The organism is Prosthecobacter sp. GW821-HT29F12 (assembly GCF_058803405.1).
Window position 1 is genome coordinate 3462933 of the sequence record NZ_CM179517.1, and the last position, 26707, is coordinate 3489639.

The window sequence follows — 26707 nt, forward strand, 5'->3', positions numbered from 1 at the left end:
GCAGACAGGACAATGTGGCGCGAGTGCAGGAGGACATGACCGACAGCGAAACGACCGCCACTCCTCCAGCTCCCCGCCCCTGGCTGGTGCGCATCCCCGAAATTTTCGGGGGGATCGCCGACACTGTGCTGAAGCAAATGGGAGCGGTATCGAGCACACGGCTGGGGCAGGATTATTATCTCATCAAGACAGCGACACCGGCGGCGATCCGCCAGTCTGAAGCCGCCAAGTTTGCGCGCTGGAATCTGCCGATGGACCACACCTGGCCGTGCAATGCGCAGAAAATGGACGGCTTCATCGAGAAGGCGGCGCAGACGCTGCTGAAGAAGTTTGGCGAACGCAAACCGCAGGGGATTTTCATCGGCACGCTGCAGCCCACGTCTCCGGACAAGTATTATAAAGGTCTGGCATCGAACCTACGCGGGAGGGTGCTGCAACTGTTTCCCAAGCTGGCTGCTGCGACGGTGGAGGAGCAGGACCCGACGGCGGAGACCCTGTTTTGTCTCGTGGGAAAAGAGGGCTTGTTTTGCGGCATGCAGAGTCCGCGTGCCTCGAACGGGCTCTACGCCGGCGGCAGCAAATACATCGACCAGGATGCACCGGACACGATCAGCCGTGCGGGCGCCAAGATCGCCGAGGCGCTGCATTATTTGCTGCTGTACCGGCCGCCGATGAAGGAGGGTGCGCACTGGATTGAGCTGGGGGCCTGTCCCGGTGGCATGACGTCGGAACTGCTAGCGCGCAACCAGCGGGTGACGGCGATTGATCGTGCGCCGCTGGACAAACGGCTCGATGGCCGGCCCGGGCTGAAGTTTTTCCTGGAGGACGTGGCCGCCTTTCAGCCGAAGGCAGGAACGGCCTATGACGCGCTGCTGTGCGACATGAACGGGCCGCCGGAGGAATCCATCGAGCAGGTGATCCGGCTGTCACGGTTTCTCAAGCCGGGGGGGCTTGTTGTATTCACGCTCAAAGTGCCGCGTGTGGATTCACTGGATGAGCCCAACGAGCTGTTCCGTCTCATCGTTGCGATGTCCAAGGCTGCGGGTCTGCGTTTGTTTGCGCAGACGCACCTGACCTACAACCGGCACGAGTTTACGCTGTTCTTTGAGACGGTGTGACGGTTATGGGATGAATGTCAGGAGCCACTCGGCAGCCTCTTGATTTTTAAAATTTGGCCCGGCCAGCAGTTCGCTCAGCTTCCGACGGCATTTTTCCGGCTCGCCCTCGGCCAGCATGATGAGGCTGCTCTGCAGGCCATCGTTGTCATGGCCTTCGGCAACACCTGCGGCAAGAGCTTCGAGCAGATCTGCCAGACAGTCAGAACCGCCCGTTTTCGCCACCAGTTCGCCGATGAGTTCCCGGGACCAGAAATTATTGTCAGGCGACTTCAGCGCATCCAGCAGCAATGGGAGATCGGTGGTGCTGACAGCGTCCTTGAGGCGGGCGTGAGCTTCGAGCACCGAATCGCTATCACCGTCATTGGCTTCATCGAGGATGCAGCGGAGGTCCGCTGCAATGCTCTGGCTGATGGCCTTTTCAAGCTCGGCGGAGAATTCTTCCTCGTCCTCGTCCTCGGCTGGCGCCTCTGCGGAAGGCAGATCGTCCGGCTTCAGCAGCACGGCCCCTTTGAGCAGGCGGCAGAATTCCTTCTTCGTGACTTTGTGCAGCGTTCCCAGCTTGGAGATGGGGTCTTTCATCACCTTATACTCGATGGACAGACGCGCCCACTCCACAATGCGGATGTAATTCTCTCCCTGCTTCCAAATCTGGCCTTGTTCCAACTTCATCGGCTCCATTAGCCGCGACATGGGCCAGCGCCATGAGATTCTGCACTTAAGGGTAGAACAGGCGTGGGACCGCTGAACAAAGGCACCGGGGCATACGCCCCAAAGAGCCTCGCGGGGACGTGGGTGCCAGCAGATGCCCCTTCCCATAGCGGCGCATGACTAGCGGCAAACCCAAACAGTCAAGATTTCCAAATAAATCTGAATTCAGACTTGTTTGCTGGCATTGTTGTTATTATAATTATAATATGTGTGATATGTAAGGACCTAAAACTCAATTACATCCCTTATCCCGAAGCTTCCCGACGCACTCGTTTCTCCGATTTCCCCCGCCGCCAACAGCCCAAAACCCCCGATGAAAAAGACCTCCACACTACCCAGACTCCTCTGCCTCGCTGTGGCGCTGGCGTGGACCCACGGTGCCCAGGCCAGCTCGGTCTATTGGAACAGCAGCTTTAACGACAATCTTTTCGACAGTGCAGGCAACGCTCTGGATGCCACTTATTCGTTTGAGGTAGGGACTTTTACGGGCGGTTTCACCCCCACGTATCAGAACGTCGATCAATGGCAGGCCAACTGGCATGTGCTTGATCGCGCGTATAATCCGGATGCGAATGGCTGGAATCCGGAGCCGATTCCGGTCGGGCAGTATTTTTTAGGGGGCTTCGACTTCAACCCGGATGGCTCCTCGAATTCACCTGATGCCAGTCCTGCCGATCTCTTCACCGTGGGGGATACGGTTTATCTCTGGGCCTACAATTCCAAATCCATTGTGCCGGGCAGCGAGTGGGCGCTGGTAACCGACGGCTCGCCCGTGGGAGATCAGGCCGATAACTGGGTCATTCCAGATCCATCAGGCAGCAATTCTTACGGCTGGCAGCTGACCGATGCGAACAGCGCCATCATTGGCGGGGCCAACGGCGTGCAGGGACCTGGAACGTATTCCACGACCCCAGGCGTGTTCAGCCTGCAAACAGCCGTGGTGCCAGAGCCCGGCTCGGCATTTCTGCTGCTCGCCGCAGCAGCCGCCCATCTGACTCGCCGCGCCCGCCGCATGACCCGCCCGTCCCTGCTCTAAAGCCACCCCATGAGGGAAAACGCATCACGATTCTCCGGTCTGACGTGTCGCCTGAAAGCGACACGTCTCCTCGTTTCAATGTGCTGCGTTTTGCTTGCCGCAGCGACGACAGCCAATGCGGCGACCGACTTCAGTGACTACTCCGTTTTTACCAGTGCCAGCAGCACCACGGTCAGCAGCATCAAAATCGGTGCCACGACCGACAGCGAAACGGCCATCACCGCTAACTCCACCGCCACAGGTGATGACACCACGGGCAGCGATGACGAAGACGGCGTGACCGTACCTGCAAGCATTGTGACGGGAACCACCGGCAGCCTCATCGTCAACGTCACCAACACCAGCGGTGCCACGGTGTACCTCAATGCATGGATCGACTACAATCGGAACGGAGTGCTCACCGATTCCGGCGAACAGATCGCATCCAACACCGTGATCGCCACGGGCACCTCGAACTCGAACAGAACGGTGAACTTCACCGTGCCTGCCACTGCCTCGATCGGCACCGCAGGGGTGCGTGTGCGACTGACCTCCACCAGCACGCCCGGCCCCACCGGTCTCAAAGGCAACGGTGAGGTGGAGGATTACGTCACGACGCTGGCCTGCCCGAGCATCACGCTCAGCACTTCCTCCCTGCCAGATGGAGCGGTGGGCAGGCCCTACTCACTGACGCTGGGGGCCAGCGGGGGAAATGGCAGCTACTCCTGGGCGGTGACCTCCGGGACTTTGCCTGCGGGCCTGGCCTTAAATACATCCACCGGCGTGATTTCCGGCGCACCCACGACGGCCAACGAGGCAGGTACAAACCTCACCTTCACTGCAACGGATGCCTCCGGCTGCAATGGCTCGGCCGCCATGCTGCTGCAGGTTTACAACTACAGATTCATCACCCCCTCCCCGCTGCCTCCGCCGACGGTCGGCACGGCTTACTCGCAGACAATGAGCGCCAAGGAGTCCGGGTTTGACGTACAGCAGGCGTTCTCCTCGACCACGATCGGAACACTGGCAGCAGCGGATGCCGTGCTGGCCGGCACGAACCGCAGCAGCAACTGGACGGGCTCTGCATCAACGATCTCATTCAGCAGCAGCGGTTCCACTGGAGGCCACTTCACAGACAGCGACTTCCCGGCAGGGCCCGGTGACAATTTTGCCCTGAAAGCCACGGGCGTCATCACCATCCCGACAGCGGGTGCCTGGACCTTCGCCACAAACTCTGACGACGGTGCCCGAGTCAAGATCGACGGAACGGCTGTCATTACCGACGATACGCTGCACGCGACCACGGACAAATTCGGCACGGTGACTCTGTCGGCGGGAACCCACGTGATTGAGCTCGTTTTCTTCGAACAGGCTGGAGGTGAGGCCATTGAGCTGTTTGCGGCCCCCGGCACGCTGACGTCATTCAGTTCTTCATTCAAGCTTATCGGGGCCTCCGACGGTCTCAGTGTCGTGCGTTCATCACCCACATACGCCTGGAGCGTAGACAGCGGTTCTCTGCCAGGGGGACTCGCATTGAATGCCACCAGTGGATTGATCAGCGGCACGCCAAACAGTGCAGCGATCTCCAATTTCACGCTCCGCGCCACTGACAACAGTGGCTACAGCGTGACCCAGGCTTACACAGTGTCGACTTGTTCTGCGATCACCCTGAGCCCGACCACTCTCGCCTCCAGCATGGTGAACTCCGCCTACAGCCAGACCTTCAGTGTGGCGGGCGGCATGCAGCCGTATTCATATGCGGTCATCACCGGGACATTGCCGGCCGGCCTGACTCTGGACACGGGCACCGGGATCATCTCCGGCAGGCCCACTGCGACCACGGCGGCCTCGTTTACCATTGCTGTGACCGATGCCAACGGCTGCTCCTCCAACCGCGCCTACACCATGACACCGGCATCCCCCACGGACTACGGTGACTATTCGAGCTTTGGCAACGCCAGCAGCACGGTGCTTTCGACTTTGAGGCTCGGCGCGCTGACGGACGCCGAAACCTCGGCCACCACGGACGTCAACGCCCAGGGGGATGACACCACCGATCTCGCGGATGAAGACGGAGTCACCGTCCCTGCTTATCTGGTTCAGGGGGTTGCCAGCTCCATAACGGTGAACACCACGAACACCACGGGTGCGACGGCTTATCTGAACGCCTGGATCGACTACAACAACAACGGCGTGCTCACCGATTCCGGCGAGCAGATTGTGGCCAACAGCTTGATCGCGACCGGCACATCGAACAGCAACAGAACCCTCAACTTCACGGTGCCGAGCGGCGCCAACGCCGGGAACGTGGGTGTGCGAGTGCGACTGACTTCCACCAGCAGCCCGGGCTCCACCGGAGCCAGCGGCAACGGAGAGGTGGAAGACTATGTGGCCAACATCCTGCCGCCTTCGGACTTCGGGGACGATTCTTCGTTTGGCATCGCCGGCAGCACCACTTCGACCTCGGTAAGGATGGGCGCGCTGGTGGACAGTGAAAGCTCCGGACTCGGCAATGCAGCAGCCACCGGCGATGACACCAACGGCAGTGATGACGAAGACGGTGTGACGCTGCCTGCCACCGTCATTCAAGGACAGTCCGGTGTGAGCGTGACCGTCAACCTCACGAACACCAGCGGGGCGGACGCTTTCCTCAATGGCTGGATCGACTTCAACAACAACGGGCTTCTCACCGACGTGGGCGAGCAAATCATCGTCAATGATGTCGTGACCACCGGCACCAGCGGCAGCAACCGCAGCTACACCTTCACGGTGCCAAGCGCGGCAGCCACCGGAGCCATCGGGGCGCGTTTCAGATTGAGCTCCATCGCCACGCCCGGTGACACCGGAATTTCGGGAACAGGCGAGGTGGAGGATTACAACATCACCGTCCAGCCCCCGTCCGATCATGGCGACTTCTCACGCTTTGCAGATGCCAGCAGCTACAACTCAAGCGCCCTGGGCATCGGCGACCTGGAGGACACGGAAATCACCGCGGTCACCAATCTGGCGGCCACGGGCGATGACATCACCAACTTCAATGACGAAGACGGTGTGACCCTGCAGGCCATTCTTGTGCAGGGGCAGGCGGGTGTGGCGGTGACCGTCAAACTCAACAACACGACCGGTGCGCCGGCTTACCTGAATGGATGGGTGGACTTCAACAACAATGGTGTGGTGACTGATGCAGGGGAGCAGGTGATCGCGGATATCGTGGTGGATGATGGCACCACCGGGGACTACCAAACTTTCTACTTTGATGTGCCGAACACCGCCACCGTCGGCACGGTGGGCGCACGTTTCCGCCTGACCTCGGTGGCGAGCCCGGGATCCACCGGTGCGAGCGGGTATGGTGAAGTGGAAGACTACACCACGTCCATCGTGGCTCCCTCTTCGAACTTCCGGGACTACTTCTACACGATCCGCAACGTCAGCGGCCACTTCTACCTGGATGAGATCTCGGTTTACAATCCGAACTCCGCCGCGCCGACTGTGTCCGTGACCCCGGGCATTCTGGATCTCAACACGGCATCCACAGGCTTTAACACCAGCTCCACGGATGCGATGATCAACGGTCTGGCGCTGGACTGGCTCAACCGGCGGTTTTACTGGGCAGCCACGTCCACGGGTTCCAGCGGCTACAACTTCAATTTGTACACGGCGGCCTACGACAACGTCAGCAAGACCTGGAGCTCCCAGCTGGTCACGGGTTCGTCACGCACAAATGTCCCCTTCAACACGGGCAGCCCCGTCTCGGGCTCGGCCAGCGCCGGCGCCTTCCCCCGTGCGGCCTTTTACAATGGTGAATACTATGCCGGGGGCCAGCTCAGCAACAACGTGGCGGTGTGGCATCTGAACTCGGCGGGCCTGGGCCTGAACAGTCCCGCCTTCAATGATTACACCAACTTTTTCCATCTCTCCCAGACCTTCAATGGGGGGGACTTCGTCATTCGTCCGCAGGATGGCCTGCTGGTGACCTCCACGGTGATCAGCAACGCCAACACATTGTTCAACCAGTTCATCGACAACGGCATGAATGCCTCGGGTCCGGCAGCCACCACGGCGAGCGTGGACTCTCAGATCCCCTACTCCAGCAACAGTTCCGTGCAGATTGCCGGGGTGGGTGGTGTGTCCCGGCTTTATGCCCTGGGCTCCACCGGCACTAACATTTACCGCATCGACAATTATGACACCACCTCGCCCAAAGCGGTGAAAGTGGGGCCGCTGCCCACCGCCTCCTACACGGACTTGTCTGAAGGCATCTCCTCTTCGGTGACTTCGCTGGGGGTGAAAGGTATTGTGTACTATGATCCCAACGGCCTTGCAGACGGCATCATCAGCGGCACGGGCACCAATGCCAGCGGCCAGATTTACGCCATGTTGGTGGATGCCTCTGGCAACCTCGTGGACTCCTTCCCCGTGAAGAGCGACGGCACTTTCATCCTAGGCGGCGCCACAGCCAACACCTCCTACAAAGTTGTCTTGAGCACCTCTTATGGGAGCCTGGGCTCCACCGCACCGGCGGCAGATCTTCCCACCGGCTGGCTCAATGCCGGTGAGTTCCTCGGCTCCGGCGCGGGCAGTGACGGCACGGTCGATGGCAAGCTGTCTGTCACCGTCGGCACCTCTGGCATTGTCAATGCCACCCTGGGCATCTCCAAGACATTGAGCATCGGTGATCTGGTCTGGAACGACGTCAACAACAACGGGCTGCAGGACAGTGGTGAAAGCGGCATCGGCGGAGTGACTGTGCAGCTTTGGACTCCCGGTACTGACAACGCGATCGGGGGATCAGGCACAGCAGCAGACACGCTGGCGGCCACCACCATCACGGATGGCACGGGTGCCTACAGTTTCGTCGGACTGACGGCCGGAAAATACTTTGTCACGGTGACACCGCCGACACTGTACTCCGTGGTCAGCAGCACTGCTGCTGGCGACAACGGAGTCGATGGAGACAACAATGGCTCGCAGCCGGGTGGCCGCGCGACGGCCGTTTACAGCCCGATCGTAACCCTGACGCAGGGTGCGGAGCCGGGCAATCTCGGCACGGGCGGTGACAGTTTGGAAGACACGATCGACTTCGGATTGCTGACTGCGGTGGATTACGGCGACAATGCCTCGTTTGGCTCCGCTGGCAGCAATCTAGTGGCCAACTTGTTGATTGGTTCCCTGACGGACGCGGAATACTCCGCCAACGCCAATGCCAGTGCCACAGGTGACGATCTCGCAGGCCTGGATGATGAGGATGGGGTGACTCTGCCTGCCTTCATTTTGCAGGGGGCTTCCAACAGCATCACCGTCAATGTCACCAACACCACTGGCGCCACGGCTTTCTTGAACGCCTGGGTTGATTATAACAACAACGGCGTGCTCACCGACTCCGGTGAGCAGATTGCCTCCAATACTCTGATTGTAACGGGCACATCGAACACCAACAAAACGATCAACTTCACCGTGCCGAGCACCGTGGCACCAGGCACCGTGGGAGTGCGAGTGCGTTTGACTTCCACCAGCAGCCCAGGTTCGGTCGGGACAACCGGCAACGGTGAAGTGGAAGACCACACGCTCACCATCAAGGGTTATTCCTCCTTGTATGATCCCGATATCGGCCAGTTTGGCCTGTTCGTCACTGACGGCACCTTCTCCATGTCCAATTCGTCCAGCGGCGTCTTTGGCGGAACAGGCATAGCCTCAGGAGTGACACTGAACATCTCAGATGGCGGTCTGGCCAATTTCGTCATGATTCATCCGCCCCAAACGGGCTCCTTCGGCAATGCTGACACGCTTCCGGGGACCGGAGGCACCACCATCGTTCCCGTGTTGACTGATCTGAGCACCCAGCGTTCGCAGGCATACACACTTTCCACCACCGTGGCCGCCATGACCGCCACCCAGACCTTCGGGGCCATGACTGCCCCCTTCACCATCAGCTCCAATGGGACTCACAATGTCATCAACCTGACCAGCCTCAAGCTCTCCGGCGGCAGCATGCTCACACTGCAGGGCGGTCCGAACGACTATTTCTTCATCAATGTGACGACGGAGTTCACCTTCACCGGCAGCAGCGGCATGATCTTGTCCGGAGGCGTGCTGCCTCAGCACGTCATCGTGAACCTGCTTCCAGGTGCCAAAGCCTTGAACCTGACCGGAGGCTCAGCGGCCTATTCAGGAACCTTCCTCGCGGTACAGTCGGGCACGGCCACCACTCTCACGGGCGGTTCCATCGTCACAGGGTCCGTCTATGCCAGAGATGTCACCCTGACAGGTGGTTCGCTGATCAACGGCTCTGCTTTCGACAACGGCGTGCCCTTCGATTTGGGTGACTATTCGGGTTTCCTGTCCGCAGGCAGTGCTGCAAGCAGCGCGCTGACCCTTGGCGCACGGGTGGATTCGGAGAGTGTTCTGACCGCAGACAGCACCGCGACTGGTGACGACCTGACCGGTCTTGATGATGAAGACGGTGTCACCGTCCCCGCCAGCATCGTGCGAGGAACCTCCAGCGCCCTCACTGTCAATGTCACCAACACCTCGGGCGCCACGGCTTATCTCAATGCCTGGATCGACTTCAACCGCAACGGTGTGCTCACCGACTCAGGCGAGCAGATTGCCACAAACACCGCCGTCTCCACCGGCACATCGGGCTCCAACCTGACCGTGAACTTCAACGTGCCTGCTGCAGCCAGCCTCGGCACCACAGGCGTGCGGGTACGCCTGACTTCCACCAGCGGACCGGGAACCATTGGTGCGAGCGGGATTGGTGAAGCCGAAGACTACACCACGACCATATCGTGCCCAGCCATCACAGTCACGCCAGCCACACTCTCCAACGGCACGGTGGGTCTGGCCTACAGCGCCACCATCTCTGCCAGCGGTGGCTCCTCCTCCTACACATATGCCTTGTCATCTGGCACGCTGCCCGCCGGACTCTCGCTTTCCAGTGTCGGTGTGATCAGCGGCACCCCCACAAGCGCCGCGGCTGCCACCTTCACAGTGAGAGCAACGGACACCAACGGCTGCACCGGAACTCTCAGCTACACCCTCACTCCGGTGTGCCCGACGATTGCAGTGACCCAGACCACCCTGCCTGGGGCTATCCAGGGTGCGCCCTACAGCCAGACACTGACCTCATCCGGGGGCACTTCCGCCTACACTTACACCATCGCCAGCGGTGCCCTGCCTGCTGGAGTGACACTTTCCACCGACGGCATCATCAGCGGCACCCCCACCGCCGCCGGCACAGCGAACTTCACCGTTCAGTCCCAGGACGCCAACAGCTGCCCCGGCACCCGTGCGCTGTCGATCACCACGAATGTGCCTGTGACTGATTTTGGCGACAACCCCGCTTTTGCCGCCGCCTCTCAAATCGCAAGCTCTGAAATCAAGATTGGCACCAACGCCACCGATGCAGACCCGGTGAATCCTGCCACCGGATCCGCGACTGCGGATGACACCACCGGCACCGATGATGAAGACCTGGTGATTCCCTCCGTGGTTTCCGGCGGTGATCTGAACGTGAACATTCCGGCGACACTCAGCGGCAATGTCACACTCGGTCGCATTGGAGTCTGGGCGGATTGGAACGGCGACGGCGACACGCTGGACGCCAATGAAACCGTCACCCTCACCAGTTCGGGACTCATCGGCGGCAACAACACTGTCACCGCCACCTTCAGTCCTCCCGCCGGCACCAGCACTGGCATCAAATTCATCCGCATCATTGCGGTCGAAGGCACCGCCGCGCCAGCCTTCAGCGGCACCTCAGCCCTGAAGGGTGAAGTCGAAGATTACGCGATCAATGTCACCGCCCCGACGCTGGACTATGGCGATCTGCCCGACACCATCATCGGCACCTCTGCAGGCAACTATCAGACCCTCTCCAACGACAACGGACCAGCGCATACCGCCAACAGCAATCTGCGCCTCGGCGCCACGGTGGATGCCGAAGGCAACGGCCAGCCTAACAGCACCGCCACGGGTGATGGTGCGGACGATGACGGCGTGCCCACCCTGCCCACGCTGACGCAGAACGTCCCCGCCACGCTCACCGTCAACGCGACCAACTCCTTCGGCTCCGCCGGTTTCCTGAAGGCATGGATCGACTGGAACAACGACGGCAACTTGACCGCCGATGAAGAACTTGGCGCTGAGATCAGCGTGCCGAACGGCACCAGCAACGGGGCTTTCAATTTCAACTTCACCGTGCCCAGCACCGCGGTGATCGGGGCCAACCTCGGACTGCGTGTGCGCCTCGCCAGCACCACGATTCCGGCATCCAACGGCGTCGTCGGCACGGGTGAGGTGGAAGACTACCTCGTCGTAGTCAACGCCTCCACCGTGGACTTCGGTGACTACCCGAGCTTTGCGTCCGCATCCCGCGTCGCCAGCACGCTGATCAAGATCGGCACCAACGCCACGGATGTGGAAACCAGCAATCCCGTTTCCGGCAGCGCCACGGCGGACGACACCACCGGCACCGATGACGAAGACCTCGTCATGCCGACACTGCTGACAGGAAGCAGCGGCACACTGACCATCCCGGTCACACTGACCAGCCCGATCTCGGCAGGCAAGATCGCCGTGTTTGCGGACTGGAACGGCGACAACGATGTGCTCGACACGAATGAAAGTGTGACGCTCAGCACGTCCAGCCTCGTCGCTGGAGCCAACACCGTCACGGCCACGCTGAATCCGCCAGCAGGCACGACCGGCGGCGTCAAATACCTGCGCATCATCGCCACGGAAGGTGCCACGGCTCCCAGCTTCAGCGGCAGTTCCTCCCTGCGCGGTGAAGTGGAAGATTATGCCATCACCGTGAATGCCTTCTCGCTCGACTTCGGCGATCTGCCAGACACAGGCACCGGCACCGGCGCGGGCAACTATCAGACACTCAGCAGCGACAGCGGCCCCTCCCATACCGCCACCGCCACCACGCTGCGCCTCGGTGCCACCGTGGATGCGGAAGGCGACGGCCAGCCAAACACCACGGCCACGGGTGATGGAGCGGATGAAGACGGCATCACCAGCATGCCGGTGTTCAACCGCGGCCAGGCCTACACCATTCCGGTCTCGGTCTTCAACAACAGCGGAAGCACCGCGCGCATCTTCGGCTTCATCGACTGGAACAACGACGGCGATTTTGCCGACGCGGGTGAAACGCTCACCGCCGTGGCGGTCAGCACTTCAGCAAGCCAGCAGACTGTCAACCTCACCGGCACCACACCCGGCACGGCGGTCCTCGGCACCTTTGGAGCGCGCTTCCGTCTTGCCACCGCCACCACGCTGACGTCCACCGGAACCACCGCCAATGGTGAAGTGGAAGATTACATCGTCACGGGCGCCTGCCCCACTCTCACCATCACTCCAGGGACTCTGCCTGCAACGTCGCAGTATGCCAGCTACAACCAAACGCTGAGCTCCAGCAACGGCACTTCACCTTATACTTGGACGATCGCCACGGGCGCACTTCCAGGCGGCCTCACCCTTAGCAGCGCAGGAGTCGTCAGCGGCACGGTGACCAGCGCCAGCGGCGCCTACGTCTTCACCGCCAAAGCCACGGATGCCAACGGCTGCTTCGCCACGCAGAGCTACACCATCAGCGTCGGTTCGGGCGGCATGAGCGTGGGGAATCTTGTCTTCCTTGATGAGAACAACAACGGGCTCAAAGATTCCAATGAACGCGGCATTCCCAATGTGCCGGTGGAAATCTGGAGCGCCGGTGCGGACGGACGCGTGAACTCGGCCGATGACCAAGCCGTGACCAACGGCAGTGCTTCCGTGCTCAGCTCCGGCGGCATGCTGACGGCGGGCAGCTTCGGCACCATCGCCTCTGGTTTCTCCACCCTGACGGCAGTCACGGACTGGGCCGGTGCTTATCAGTTCACCTCGCTGCCCACCGGAGTCTACTACCTCAAGATCACACCGCCGAACAAATCCGTGTTCACCAGCAAGTACGGCACCGGCACGACCACCTACAGCCTCAACCTCGACTTCCCGCTGGCCAGTTCCACTTCGGTGCTCCTCGACAACGGCATCGACAACGACAGCAACGGCGTGCAAACCGCCGGCTCGTTCGTCAGCAGCGCAGATGCAGTCGTCGCGGGTGTGGGCGCTGCGGTTTACAGCATGCCGTTCACACTCGCCACGGCCACCGAGCCCGGTGCCTCCAATCTCGGCAGTGATGAATACACCATAGACTTTGGTCTGCGCCCCTGCCCCGCCATCGGCATCTCACCGCTCACCGTTCCGGCGGTCAGTTCGGGCGTGGCCTACAGCTCCAGTTTAAGCGCCGCGGGTGGCACAGCTCCTTACTCGTATGCGATCACCCAGGGCACGCTGCCCTCAGGTCTGAGCCTGAGCAGCGCCGGTGTCATCTCCGGCACCACCTCCACCACGGGCACCAGCGCCGTCACCGTGCGCGCCACCGACGCCCGCGGCTGCCAGGGCTTCACCACGATCCAGATCAGCGTGACCACGGCCATGAGCATCACGACAGCTTCACTGCCGAATGGCACGGAAGGCACGGCCTACACCTCCACGACGCTGGCAGCCACCGGCGGCGGCAGCCCTTATCAAAACTGGCGTGTCAGCTCCGGGGCGCTGCCGACGGGTCTGTCGATCAACAGCAGCACGGGCGTGGTCTCCGGCACACCGACCTCCCCGGGCACCTACGTCGTCACCTTCGCGGTGGATGACGCCCTCGTCACCCCGGCCAGCGTCACTGTGACGAATGGTTCCGTGGAGACGGATGCGTGGAGCGCCATCACCTTCACGCCACGCACCAGCGTGACCGGCTGGACGCTCGGCAACAGCGCCCTCTCCGGCACAACGACGGCGGCGCAGATCTACGGCATCAACGACAGCAACGCCAACAACTCGCTGCTGGGTCAAACGCCAGCCGGCCTGCAGTACCTCGCCTCCCCGTTTGTGGACAGCTGGGCCTCGCAGTCAGTCAGCGGTTTCACCGTGGGACGTCCTTACACGCTGCGGGTGCGCTATGCGATGCGCGGCGCGTTTGCCAATCCGAGCACCACGGAAGCCCAGCCGCCGTTCTACAGCAATGCGCTGTGGATCGCCGGCTACAACGCCTCCGCCGCCAGCCTGTTTGGTCCGGCGAATGTGAACTTCCCGGCCCCGAACGCCGCGAACTATGACAACTGGGCCACGTTTGACATGCCCTTCGTACCGCAGACCTCCAGCATGGTGTTTTCGTATGGCCTGGACGGCATGGCCATCGATGATGTGCAGTTCATTCCCACCGTGGCCGCCACCACCACCGCCACCAAGCAGTTCACCTTCGTCATCGCCGGGAACCGTGACTGGGGTGATCTTCCCGACACCGGCATCGGCACCGGTACAGCCAATTACCAGACGGCCAACAACGACAGTGGTCCGTCGCACTATCGTGACACCAATCTGCGTCTCGGCGCCACGCTCGACATCGAGTCAGACGGTCAGCCTGATGCCACATCCACGGGTGACGACCTGAGCGGCACCGATGATGAAGACGCCATCGCCTCACTGCCCGTATTCTCCCGCGGTCAAAGCTTCACCATCCCTGTCTCCGTGTTCAACAACACGGGGAGCAGCGCCAGTGTCTATGCCTTCATCGACTGGAACAACGACGGCGACTTCCTGGATCCGTCCGAAGCCCTCAGCGCTGCGTCGGTAAGTTCCAGCGCAACGCAGCAGAGCGTCAATGTGACTGGCACCGTGCCAGGCACGGCGGTGCTGGCGCAGATCGGCCTGCGCGTGCGTTTGACCACGGCGGTGTCTCCGGGAGCCTTTGGCATCGCGCCGAATGGTGAAGTCGAAGACTATCTGATCACTCCGACATGTCCGACCGTGGCGCTGGCTCCGGCATCGCTGGCCAACGGCACCCTCAGCGCTGCGTATTCACAGACCGTCACGGCTTCAGGCGGGACGGCACCTTACACCTATGCGCTCAATTCAGGCACTCTGCCTTCGGGTGTGACGCTGAATGCCACCACAGGCATCCTCAGCGGCACGCCGAACTTCGCCGGCACCTTCAACTTCACCCTCAGCGCCACGGACGCCAACGGCTGCGTGGGAACCAAGACTTATGCGGTGGTGATGACCTGCCCGGCGATCGCCATCACGCCGACCACTCTCACCACCGGCACTGTCGGCACCGCCTTCTCCCAGTCACTCACCGCGAGCGGTGGTGCCGCCCCATATGGCTCATGGACAGTGACCAGCGGCACACTGCCTGCCGGGCTCACGCTCAATGCCACCACCGGCGTCATCAGCGGCACCCCCACGGCCGGCAACGGTTCTGGCGCATCCTTCACGGTGCGCGCCACGGATGCCAACGGATGCCAGGGTTCACAGGTGGTCACGCTGAAAATCTGCCCGGTGGTCACGGTGAATCCGGCCACGCTCACTGCAGCCACGGTGAACAGCCCCTATTCGCAAACCATCACGGCTTCTGGCGGTGCGACGGCCTACACTTACACCGTGAGCAGCGGGACACTGCCGACCGGCCTGAGCCTGAGCAGCGCGGGCATCCTGAGCGGCACTGCCACCAGCACCGCTTCATTCACCTTCACAATCACGGCCACGGACGCCAACGGCTGCCCCGGCTCACGGTCATACACCCTCGCTCCCTCCTGTCCGCTCATCGCGGTCACACCCGCGACAGCGACGCGCGCCACCATGGGTACGGCCTACTCACAAACCCTGAGCGCCAGCGGTGGCCTGGCCCCGTATGGATCATGGGCGATCACCAGCGGCACACTGCCCGCAGGACTGGCACTGAATGCCAGCACAGGTGTGATCAGCGGCACGCCAACGACCTCAAATGGCGCGGGCACGAGCGTCACATTCCGTGTCACCGATGCGAACGGCTGCACAGGCTCCCAGGCCGTAGCGATGCAAATCTGCCCGGTGATCGCGCTCACGCCAGCGACCCTGACAAATGGCACGATCAACACCGCGTATTCACAAACCCTCACTGCATCCGGCGGCACATCACCTTACAGCTATGCCGTGAGCAGCGGCACTCTGCCTGCAGGCCTCACGCTCAGCACTGCAGGGGTTCTGTCTGGAACCCCTACGAGCACCACGGCCGCTAACTTCACCGTGACCGCCACGGATGCGAACGGCTGCAGCGGCGCGCTGGCCTACACCGTCACGCCTGCGCCTGACTCGGATTACAGTGACTACAGCCTGTTCGGCAACGCCAGCAGCCGCATGAACGCCACGCTGCGCCTCGGGGCCCTCACCGATGTGGAAGCCGCCGCCACCACCAACAGCACGGCGACCGGTGATGACACCACCGGCAGCGATGACGAAGACGGTGTGACGCTGCCCGCCAGCATCACGCAGGGCGGGGCCGGGTCAATCACGGTCAACGTGACCAACACCAGCGGTGCCACGGCCTACCTCAACGCGTGGATCGACTTCAATCAAAATGGCTCTCTTACCGATGCGGGTGAGCAGATCGCCACCAACACCCTGATCGGCAACGGCGTCTCAAACTCCAACCGCACCATTTCCTTCACCGCTCCGGCCAGCGCCGTGCTGGGCAGCGCAGGGGTGCGTGTGCGCCTGACTTCCATCTCGTCGCCCGGCCCGACAGGCGCCAGTGGCAACGGCGAAGTGGAAGACAACGTCGCTACGATCGTTGTGCCCACGACGGACTACGGCGACTTCTCACTCTTCGCGGACGCCTACAGCACGGGCAGCACCAATCTCAAGCTGGGCGCGCTGCAGGACCTTGAAGGCAGCGCCACCAAAAACGCCAGCGCGCAGGGTGATGACACCACCGGCAGCGATGACGAAGACGGCGTGAGCTTCCCATCCATGACCGCGGGCCAGCCCATGACGCTGCCCGTCACCGTGACGAACCTGACGGGCTCCACGGCATACCTGAACGCCTGGATCGACTACAACAACAACGGCGTCGTCACGGATGCGGGCGAGCAGATCGCCACCAATGTCAACATCATCACGGGAACCAGCGGAGGCACGGTCACCCTGAATTTCACCGTGCCGGCCAATGCCGTCACCGCCGCCTCGCTCATCGGCACACGCTTCCGCCTGACCAATGTGCAAACCCCGGGCTCCACCGGCGGCGTCGGCATCGGTGAAGTGGAAGACCACGCGGTCGTCATCCTCGCGCCGCTCACAGACTTCGGTGATTACAGCGGCGCGCCAAGCGTCTCCAACACCGCGAGCACGAATCTGCGCCTCGGCACGCTTGTTGACACGGAATACGCCGCCACCACCGACGCCACGGCCACGGGTGACGACCTGAATGGTGTGGATGATGAAGACGGAGTCACACTGCCGTCCATGATTGCCGGTGCGCCGGCCACGATCCCAGTCGTCGCCAGCAACAACACCGGGGCCGCCGCTTATCTGAACGCCTGGATCGACTACAACAACAACGGCGTCTTCACCGACGTGGGAGAGCAGATCGCCACAAACACTCCCGTGGCGACGGGCACCACGAACAGCACCATCAACATCAGCGTCACCGTGCCCGCCAGCGCTGTCACCGGCACCAACCTGGGCATGCGCGCACGTATTTCCAACGACATCTCACCGGGCTCCACCGGTGCAGGCGGCGTGGGTGAAGTGGAAGACTACGTGGTCAACATCGCCCAGCCGACGACTGACTTCGGCGACTATTCGCTCTTCAGCATCGTGAGCAGCACCACGAATAGCAATCTGCGCCTGGGTGCGCTGACGGACACGGAATACGTGGCCACCACCAATGCCACTGCCACGGGAGACGACATCACCGGCAGCGACGATGAAGACAGCATCACTTTCCCAACCATGATCGCCGGTGCTCCGGCCACCATTTCAGCCGTGGTCACGAACACGACGGGCGCCACGGCGTATCTGAATGCCTGGATTGATTTCAATGGCAATGGCGTGTTGACGGACCCGGGTGAACAGATCGCAGTCAACGGGGCCATCGCCACGGGCACGAGCAACAGCGCGATCGGCGGCAGCATCACAATCCCGGCCACCTCACTGACCGGCGTGCCTCTCGGCGCACGTGTGATGCTCACCTCGGCTTCATCGCCCGCCACCTCCGGCAGCGTGGGCACGGGTGAAATCGAGGACTACGTGGTCACCATCACCGCGCCGACCACGGACTTTGGCGACTTCAGCGGCTTTGCGGATGCCTCCCAAGGCGTGAGCCCCAGCCTGCGCATGGGATCGCTGATCGATGCCGAGTATTCTCCCACCAAGAACACCACCGCCACTGGTGACGACACCACCAATCTGGCTGACGAAGACGGCGTGACGCTGCCGTCCATGACCGCGGGCCAGGTGCTGACGATCCCCGTCGTGGCGACCAACAGCACCGGCGCGCTCGGCTACCTCAATGCGTGGATCGACTTCAACAACAACGGCGTCCTGACGGATTCCGGCGAGCAGATTGCCACCAACATCAACATCCCGACCGGCAGCGATGACTCGACGTTCACCATCAATGTGACCGTGCCTATTACTGCTGTGACGGGAACGAATGTGGGCGCACGCTTCCGTCTTTCCGCCCCGACCTCTCCCGGACCGACCGGCGCGAACGCCGCTGTCGGCGAAATCGAAGACTATGTCGTCAACATCGCCGCACCGACGCTCGACTTTGGTGACTTCAGCGGCATCGGCACCGCCGCCAGCACGGCCAACAGCAGGCTGAAAATCGGCACGCTGATCGATGCAGAATACGACGCCACCAAGAACACCGCCGCCACGGGCGACGACACCACTGGCAGCGATGATGAAGACGGTGTGACCATCCCCACTCTCACCGCAGGTCTGGCGGCCAGCATCACCGCGAAGGTGACGAACAGCAGCGGCTCATCCGCCTATCTCAACGCCTGGATCGACTACAACAACAACGGTTCGCTCACCGACTCGGGTGAGCAGATCGCCACGAACACCCTCATCGTCACCGGCACCTCCAACGCCAGCAAAACCATCAACTTCACGGTGCCCGTCAACGCCGTCGCAGGCACGCCTGTGGGGGTGCGCGTCAGACTGACGTCAGTCGCCAACCCCGGGGCCACCGGCACGGCAGGCACCGGCGAAGTGGAAGATTATGTCACCAGCATCGTCGGCCCCACGACGGACTTTGGTGACTGGAGCGGCGCTGCCGATGCCTCCAACACGGTCATCACCTCCCTGCGTCTTGGTGCGCTGATCGATGCGGAATTCAGCGCCACGAAAAACGCGACCGCCACCGGTGATGACACCACCAATCTGGCTGATGAAGACGGTGTGGCGCTGCCTGCCATGACCGCAGGCGGGACGTACTCGATCCCTGTCACCGTGACCAACACCACGGGCTCGACGACATTCCTGAACGCCTGGGCTGACTTCAACAACAACGGGTCCTTCGCCGATGCAGGTGAACAGTTCGCCAACAATGTGAGCGTCGCGACCGGACTGAACAATTCAATCATCAGTCAAAGCATCACGGTTCCTGCGGCGGCTGTCACCGGCACCAATCTGGGCGTGCGTTTCCGCCTCACCTCCACCAGCAGTCCGGGCTCCACGGGCACGGGTGGCGGCAATGGCGAAGTGGAAGACTATGTGGCCAGCATCGCCGCACCGACGACGGACTTTGGCGACTTCACCACCTTCACCAGTGCCTCGAGCACGATGAACTCCAACCTGCGCCTGGGAGCTCTGACGGACACCGAATTTGCCCCGAACAACAACCTCACGGCCACGGGTGACGACACCACCGGCCTGGATGATGAAGACGGTGTGACGATGCCGTCCCTGACCGCAGGAGCACCGGCCACCATTCCGGTGGTCGTGACGAACAACACGGGCTCCGCCACCTTCCTCAACGCGTGGATCGACTACAACAACAACGGTGTGCTCACCGACGCGGGAGAGCAGGTCGCCACCAATGTCAGCATCGCCACCGGCACCAGCGGCAGCACGCAGAACCTCAGCATCACCGTGCCGGCCAATGCGGTGACGGGAACCAATCTGGGTGCGCGCTTCCGCCTGACCTCTGTTTCTTCCCCCGGCTCCGGCGGTGCTGCAGGAAGCGGCGAAGTGGAAGACTACGTCGTTTCCATCATCAGCCCGCCGCTTGACTACGGCGACTGGAGCGGCATCAGCGATGCAGCATCCACCGCCAACAACACGCTCCGCCTCGGTGCGCTGGTGGACACGGAATATGTCTCCACGCGCAATGTCTCCGCCACGGGTGACGACAGCACCGGCGTGGATGATGAAGACGGCGTGACCCTGCCCACCCTGACGGCAGGCGCTCCGGCCACCATCCCGGTGATCGTGACGAACAGCACCGGCTCCGCCGCCTTCCTCAACGTGTGGATCGACTACAATAACAACGGCTCCTTCGCCGATGCAGGCGAACAGATCGCCTCCGATGTCAGCGTCGCCACCGGCGCCAGCAACAGCACGCAGAACCTCAACATCACCGTGCCGGCAGGTGCGGTGACGGGCTCGAACGTGGGAGTGCGAGTGCGCCTGACGGATGTCTCATCCCCCGGCGTCACCGGCATCGCGGGAACCGGTGAAGTCGAAGATTACGTGACCACCATCGCCGTGCCGACGACGGATTTCGGCGACTGGAACGGCGTGGCGAATGCTTCAAGCCTTGCCAGCTCCAATCTGCGCATGGGTGCGCTGGCGGACACTGAATATGTCTCGACGCTCAATTCCACCGCCACGGGAGATGACACCACCGGCAGCGATGACGAAGACGGCGTGACCGTGCCGAGCCAGACTCCTGGCACCGCCGGCAGCGCCACCGTGGTGGTGACGAACAACAGCGGTGCGGCGGGTTATCTCAATGCGTGGATCGACTTCAACAACAACGGCTCCTTCACCGATGCAGGCGAACAGATCGCCACGAACACGAGCATCGCCACGGGCACGAACGGTGTGACGCAGACGGTGAACTTCATCGTGCCCGTCGATGCGGTTCCCGGCCAGCGCGGCGCGCGCTTCCGTCTCACCAGCACGCAGAGCCCGACCTCCGTCGGTGCCAGCGGCATGGGTGAGGTGGAAGATTATCTCGTCACCATCACCTGTCTGCCGATCGCGGTTTCCCCCTCCACACTCACCACACCGACGGTGGGCACGGCCTACACGCAGACGGTCACGGCCTCGGGTGGTCTGGCGCCTTACACTTATGCCGTCGGCAGCGGCGCGCTGCCAGCAGGTCTCACCCTGAGCAGCGCGGGTGTGCTCTCCGGCACTCCTACCAGCAGCAGCGCGGCCACCTTCAGCATCGTCGCCACGGATTCTTATGGTTGCACCGGCACCAGAAACTACACCCTCACGCCAGTGTGCCCCACGATCACGGTCAATCCGAGCACGCTGCCCAGCGGCACCGTGGGCACGTCGTATTCACAGACGCTCAGCGCCAGCGGTGGCACGGCAGGCTACACCTTTGCGGTGAGCAGTGGCACCCTGCCTTCGGGGCTGACGCTCAATGCCAACACCGGCCTTATCTCCGGCACGCCATCGACCAGCAATGCTGGCGGCGTCAGCCTCACCTTCCGCGCCACGGATGCGAATGGCTGCTCGGGCACACGCATTATCAATCTGATCATCTGCCCGGTCATCACTCTCACACCGGCCACGCTCCCCACACCAACCGTCGGCACCGCCTACTCGCAGACACTCGCCGGGTCCGGTGGTGCTGCGGCTTACACCTTCTCTCTTGCCAGCGGCACGCTGCCAGCCTGGGCCACGCTGAGTCCTTCCGGCGTCCTGAGCGGAACCCCCACGAGCACCACGGCAGCCACCTTCACCGTGCGTGCCACGGATGCCAACGGCTGCAGCGGCACGCTGAGCTACACGATCACTCCGGTTTGCCCGACGGTCACCATCACGCCTGCGGCACTGGCGCAGGGCACGGTGGGCACGGCCTACTCGCAGACGCTGACCGCCACCGGAGGCACCGCGCCTTACAGCGCCTGGACGGTCACTTCCGGCACACTGCCTGCCGGGCTCACTCTCAATGCCAGCACCGGCGTCGTCAGCGGCACGCCAACGGCTTCCGCGAGCCCGGCAACCACGATCACGGTGCGTGTGAATGATGCCAATGGCTGCCAGGGCACGCGCGCCATCACGCTGCAGGTGTGCCCGGTCATCACGCTTTCACCCGCAACACTGACCACTCCTGTCATTGGCGTCGCTTACTCTCAGTCTCTCAGCGCCTCGGGCGGCACCGCCTCTTACAACTACACGATTGCCAGCGGAGCACTGCCGGCCTGGGCTTCCATGAGCACCGCCGGGGTGATCACCGGAACGCCCACCAACGGCACCTCCGCCACCTTCAGTGTGCGCGCCACGGATGCGAACGGCTGCACCGGCACGGCGAGCTACACGCTGGCACCGAACTGCCCGACGATCAGCATCACGCCGACCACCGCCACGCAGGCCACGGTGGGCAGCGCCTACTCACAGACTCTCATCGCTTCCGGCGGCACCGCGCCCTACAGCACATGGACGGTCAGCAGCGGCTCGCTGCCTGCGGGACTCACGCTCAATACCAGCACCGGTGTCATCAGCGGCACGCCCACCACCTCCAATGCAGCAGGCGTGAGTGTCTCCATCCGCACCACGGATGCCAATGGCTGCCAGGGCACGCAGGCGATCACGGTGCAGGTCTGCCCAGTCATCACGCTGTCTCCCACCACGCCAGCGACGCCGACGGTGAGCACCGCCTACTCGCAGACCTTCACCGCCACGGGCGGCGCCAGCACCTACACCTTCACGGTCGCCAGCGGCACGCTGCCCACCTGGGCCACGCTGAGCTCCGCAGGCACCCTGAGCGGTATGCCGGACAGCCCGAACCCCGCCACCTTCACGCTCAAAGCCACGGACGCCAATGGCTGCACCGGCACGCAGAGCTACACCATCACGCCAGTCTGTCCCACGATGGCCATCGCGCCGCTGACAGCGGTTACCGGCACGGTGGGCTCCAACTATTCTCAGACGCTCACCGGCAGCGGTGGCACGGCGCCGTATGCGGCATGGACGGTCACCAGCGGCACGCTGCCCGCAGGTCTCACGCTCAATGTGAACACCGGCATCATCTCCGGCACTCCGACGGCCTCCACGGGTGCCGCCACCAGTGTGACTGTGCGCACCACCGATGCACGCGGCTGTCAGGTCAGCGCCGTAATCTCTATTAAAGTCTGCCCGGTCATCTCCATCAATCCCACCACCCTGGCAGCCAGCACCGCGGGCACCAGTTACTCGCAAACCATCACGGCTTCCGGTGGTGTGACTCCGTATGTGTACACGGTTTCCAGCGGCAGCCTACCAGCCGGCCTGACGCTCAGCTCTTCAGGCACGCTGGCAGGCACGCCAACGAGCACAGCCACAGCCAGCTTCACCATTACCGCCACTGATGCGAATGGCTGCACCGGCACACGCAACTACTCGCTGACCCCCGCCTGCCCGACCATCACAGTCAGCCCCGCCACGCTGCCCAATGGCATGGTCAACAGCGCCTACTCGCAGACCGTCACCTCCAGCGGCGGCGTGGGCACCATGACCTACTCCATCAGCAGCGGCAGCCTGCCTGCGGGCCTCAGCCTGAACACCACCTCGGGCGTCATTTCCGGCACTCCCACCAGCACCACGGCGGCCAGCTTCACCGTGCGCGCCACGGATACCAACAACTGCACCGGCAGCACGAGCTATACCATCACGCCGGCATGTCCTACCATCACGGTCACGCCTGCCACTCTCACTCCTGGCACGGTCGGAACCGCCTACACCCAAACGCTCACCGGCAATGGCGGCATCGCTCCGTATACAGCATGGACGGTCACCAGCGGCACATTGCCAGCGGGCCTCACGCTCAATGCCAGCAGCGGAATCATCAGCGGCACGCCCACCACCTCCAATGGCACCGGCGTCAACGTCACCATCCGCACCACGGATGCCAACGGCTGCCAGGGCAGCTCGGTGGTCGCGCTGAAGATCTGCCCCGTCATCAACCAGTCGCCAGCCACGCTGGCCACGCCAGTGGTCGGCGTTGCCTACTCGCAGAGCATCACCCCTTCAGGCGGTCTGACTCCTTACACCTTCACCCTGGCCAGCGGCACGCTGCCTTCCGGCATGACGCTGAGCAGCAGCGGCACGATCAGCGGCACCACCACCAGCGTTTCCTCCACCGCCTTCACCATCAAGGCGACGGCTTCTGACGGCTGCTCCGGCACGGCTACTTACACGCTCGCCCCGGTCTGCCCGACCCTGAATCTTTCCCCCACCACCGCCACTCTGCCGGTTGCCTATCTCGGTGCCTCCTACTCGCAGACGCTCACCGCATCCGGCGGCACCGGACCCTACACCTATGCTCTGCAGAGCGGGGATCTGCCAGGCGGCGTCCTCATCTCCTCCTCGGGCATGCTCAGCGGCACCCCCACCGCAAAGGGTTCCTTCCCCGTCACCATCCGTGTCACGGATGCCAACGCCTGTGCCCAGTCCTTCAACATCACCCTGCAGGTGCTCACACTCTCCATTGGCAATCTCGTCTTTGAAGACTCCAACAACAACGGCCTCAAGGACAGCGGCGAGCCCGGCGTGGCCGGAGCCACCGTCCAGCTCTTCACCACCGGCGATGACAATGCCATCGGCGGCAGCAGCACCGCAGCGGACGTGCAGGTGGGCAGTGACTTCACCACCACCTCCAGCGGTGCGTACCTCTTCAGCTCCCTGCCCGCCGGCAATTACTACGTCAAGGTCACGCCTCCTGTGGATTACCTCTTCACCGGCGGCACGGCCGCCATCGCGGACAACAACGTCGACAACAACAATGACGGAGCGCAGCCCGGCGGCTCCGGCACGGCTCTCTTCAGCCCGGTCATCAATCTTTCCGGCGGCGCCGAATCCATCACCGATGGCGACACGGATGCCGACACCAATTTGACCGTGGACTTCGGCCTGTGGTCCAGCGTGGCAGTGGGCAATTTCATCTTCCTCGACATCAATGGCGACGGCGTCCGCAATGAAGGTGAAAGCCTTGGCAACATCTACGTCGAACTCTATGCCCAGGGCGCGACTCCAGGCGTGGATGATCCGGTGAGCGTGGGAAGCTCGGGCTGCAGCTGCAAAGGCCGCTACTACCTCGAAGGCCTGAATCCAGGCAGCTACTTCCTGCACATTCCTGCGTCACAGTTCACCACCGGTTCACCGCTGGAAGGTCTCTTCCCGATGTCCTCCGTGATCGAGGGCGATGACGACGTGGGTCAGGATCTCATCTTCAACAACAGCCCCGCCGTCAATGGCGCCAGCACCGGCCTCTTCACCCTGCGCCCCGGCTTCTGCCCTGTGGGTGCCGCCGAATCCGGTGCGGAAGGATCCACCGATGACGCCACCGACGCCAGCGTGGATCTCACCCGCGACCTCGGCATTGTCGCTCCTGCCGGCACCGGCTTCGCAGCCAGCACGGCCATCCGCCGCTACATCATCACCGGCGGCTTCACCGCCAGCGTCCTTCCAGGAGCGAGCACATTCGCCACCTGGAGCCAGGGCAGCGACATCGGCGGCGCCACCGCAGATCCTGACGAAGACGGCATTGCCAACCTCCTCGAATACGCTCTGGGCACCGATCCCGCCAACCCGCTGCAGCCGAACCGCTTTGCCCTCACGCATGACGCCACCACCGGCACGCTCATCGCCCTGCTGACGGTGCCCACCGCCACGCATGACGACCTCATCATCAGCCTCGAAACACTGACCGATCTCAGCAAGGCCGGAAATGCCAGCGCCTGGAAGAAGCTCACGATGGCAGCCACCACCACCATCAACGCAGACGGCACGCTCACACGCTCGTATTCGAACCTCGAAAAACTGCTCGTCTTCAAGGGCCTCGACGCCGGCTACATCCGCCTCAAGGTCGATCTCGATGCGAACCGCGACGGCGTCGCTGAAGCCACCGTCACCTCCGGTATCCAGGGCTGGAGCCGCCAGTCCTTTGCCCCCGGCTCACGCACCTTCAGCATGCCGCTGCTCAATGCCGCCTTCTTCACCGGCCGCGTCGCCGCTGTGAGCGCCAATGAAGTCATGCTGCAGGCAATCATCACCCTGCCTTCCGGCTCGTTCTACCTCGAAGCCCTGGACGGCCCGCTGGCCGGACAGCGCTTCGACATCGATTCCGCCAGCAGCTCCGGCAACACCGTCGTGCTGCAAAATACCAGCCAGTCTTATGCCGGTCTTGCCAATGCGCGCATCAGCGTCCGCCAGCACCACACCCTCGGTGAACTGCTCCCATCCACCGCCTTCAGCAGCGAGGACCGCGTGCTGTTCTTCGACCCTGCCGCCAGCAACTACACCACCCTCACCAACAGCAACGGCTACTGGCTCAGCGACGTTCTCAGCATGAACGCCCGCCCCTTCGCTGCGCACGAAGCCGCCATGGTGCAGGTACGCGGTGCTGGCAACGTCCTCATGTTCACCGGCGAAGTGCGCCTGACGAACTACGTCACTCCGCTCGTCGCCGGCACCCAGCTCGTCGCACCCGGCTGGCCCGTGGTCACGCCTGTTCCGGTCAATGGACTCACCTCCGGCCTCACTCCGGATGCCGCCGACCGCTTCCGCCTCTGGGATGGCGACACCACGCCAGACGCCAGCAGCTACACCGGCTACTACCTCGACGGCACCACCACTCCGCCCGCCTGGATGCCGCAGACCACGCCAGCCCCTGCCACCAATGTGCAGCCCTTCCACGGCTTCTTCCTCATCCGCAACGCGCCGCTGCAGCTGAATCAGACTGCGCCGTGGTGAGGTGAAAAGTAGGATGGGCGTGGTGACAATCCCGCCAGTCTGTGAGCGTGTGGAAAAGTCCGCATCCTGACCGCCAAGCTGGTTGCCATGCCTTTTT

Annotated in this window: 4 protein-coding genes; 3 read left to right on the forward strand and 1 reads right to left on the reverse strand. The window is 62.7% G+C overall.

Annotated features, from left to right (window positions below; translation table 11 throughout):
* Nucleotides 1-35: 35 nt before the first annotated feature.
* Complete coding sequence (locus tag AC3RLQ_RS14425; RefSeq protein WP_493038205.1) at nt 36-1118, forward strand: SAM-dependent methyltransferase; 1083 nt, start codon at nt 36-38, stop codon at nt 1116-1118.
* Nucleotides 1119-1121: 3 nt separating this feature from the next.
* Here AC3RLQ_RS14425 and AC3RLQ_RS14430 read toward each other — a convergent pair whose 3' ends face one another.
* Complete coding sequence (locus AC3RLQ_RS14430) at nt 1122-1787, reverse strand: hypothetical protein (RefSeq protein WP_493038207.1); 666 nt, start codon at nt 1785-1787, stop codon at nt 1122-1124.
* A gap of 352 nt (nt 1788-2139) precedes the next feature.
* On the opposite strand from AC3RLQ_RS14430, the gene AC3RLQ_RS14435 reads away from it, so the two are divergent.
* Together AC3RLQ_RS14435 and AC3RLQ_RS14440 are read left to right on the forward strand one after the other, a co-directional pair.
* Nucleotides 2140-2862 (forward strand): PEP-CTERM sorting domain-containing protein, encoded by a 723-nt coding sequence (locus tag AC3RLQ_RS14435; protein ID WP_493038209.1) that lies wholly within the window; start codon nt 2140-2142, stop codon nt 2860-2862.
* A 9-nt stretch (nt 2863-2871) separates the two neighbouring features.
* Nucleotides 2872-26610: a putative Ig domain-containing protein gene (locus tag AC3RLQ_RS14440; RefSeq protein ID WP_493038211.1), complete on the forward strand. Its 23739-nt coding sequence runs from the start codon at nt 2872-2874 to the stop codon at nt 26608-26610.
* Nucleotides 26611-26707: the final 97 nt, after the last annotated feature.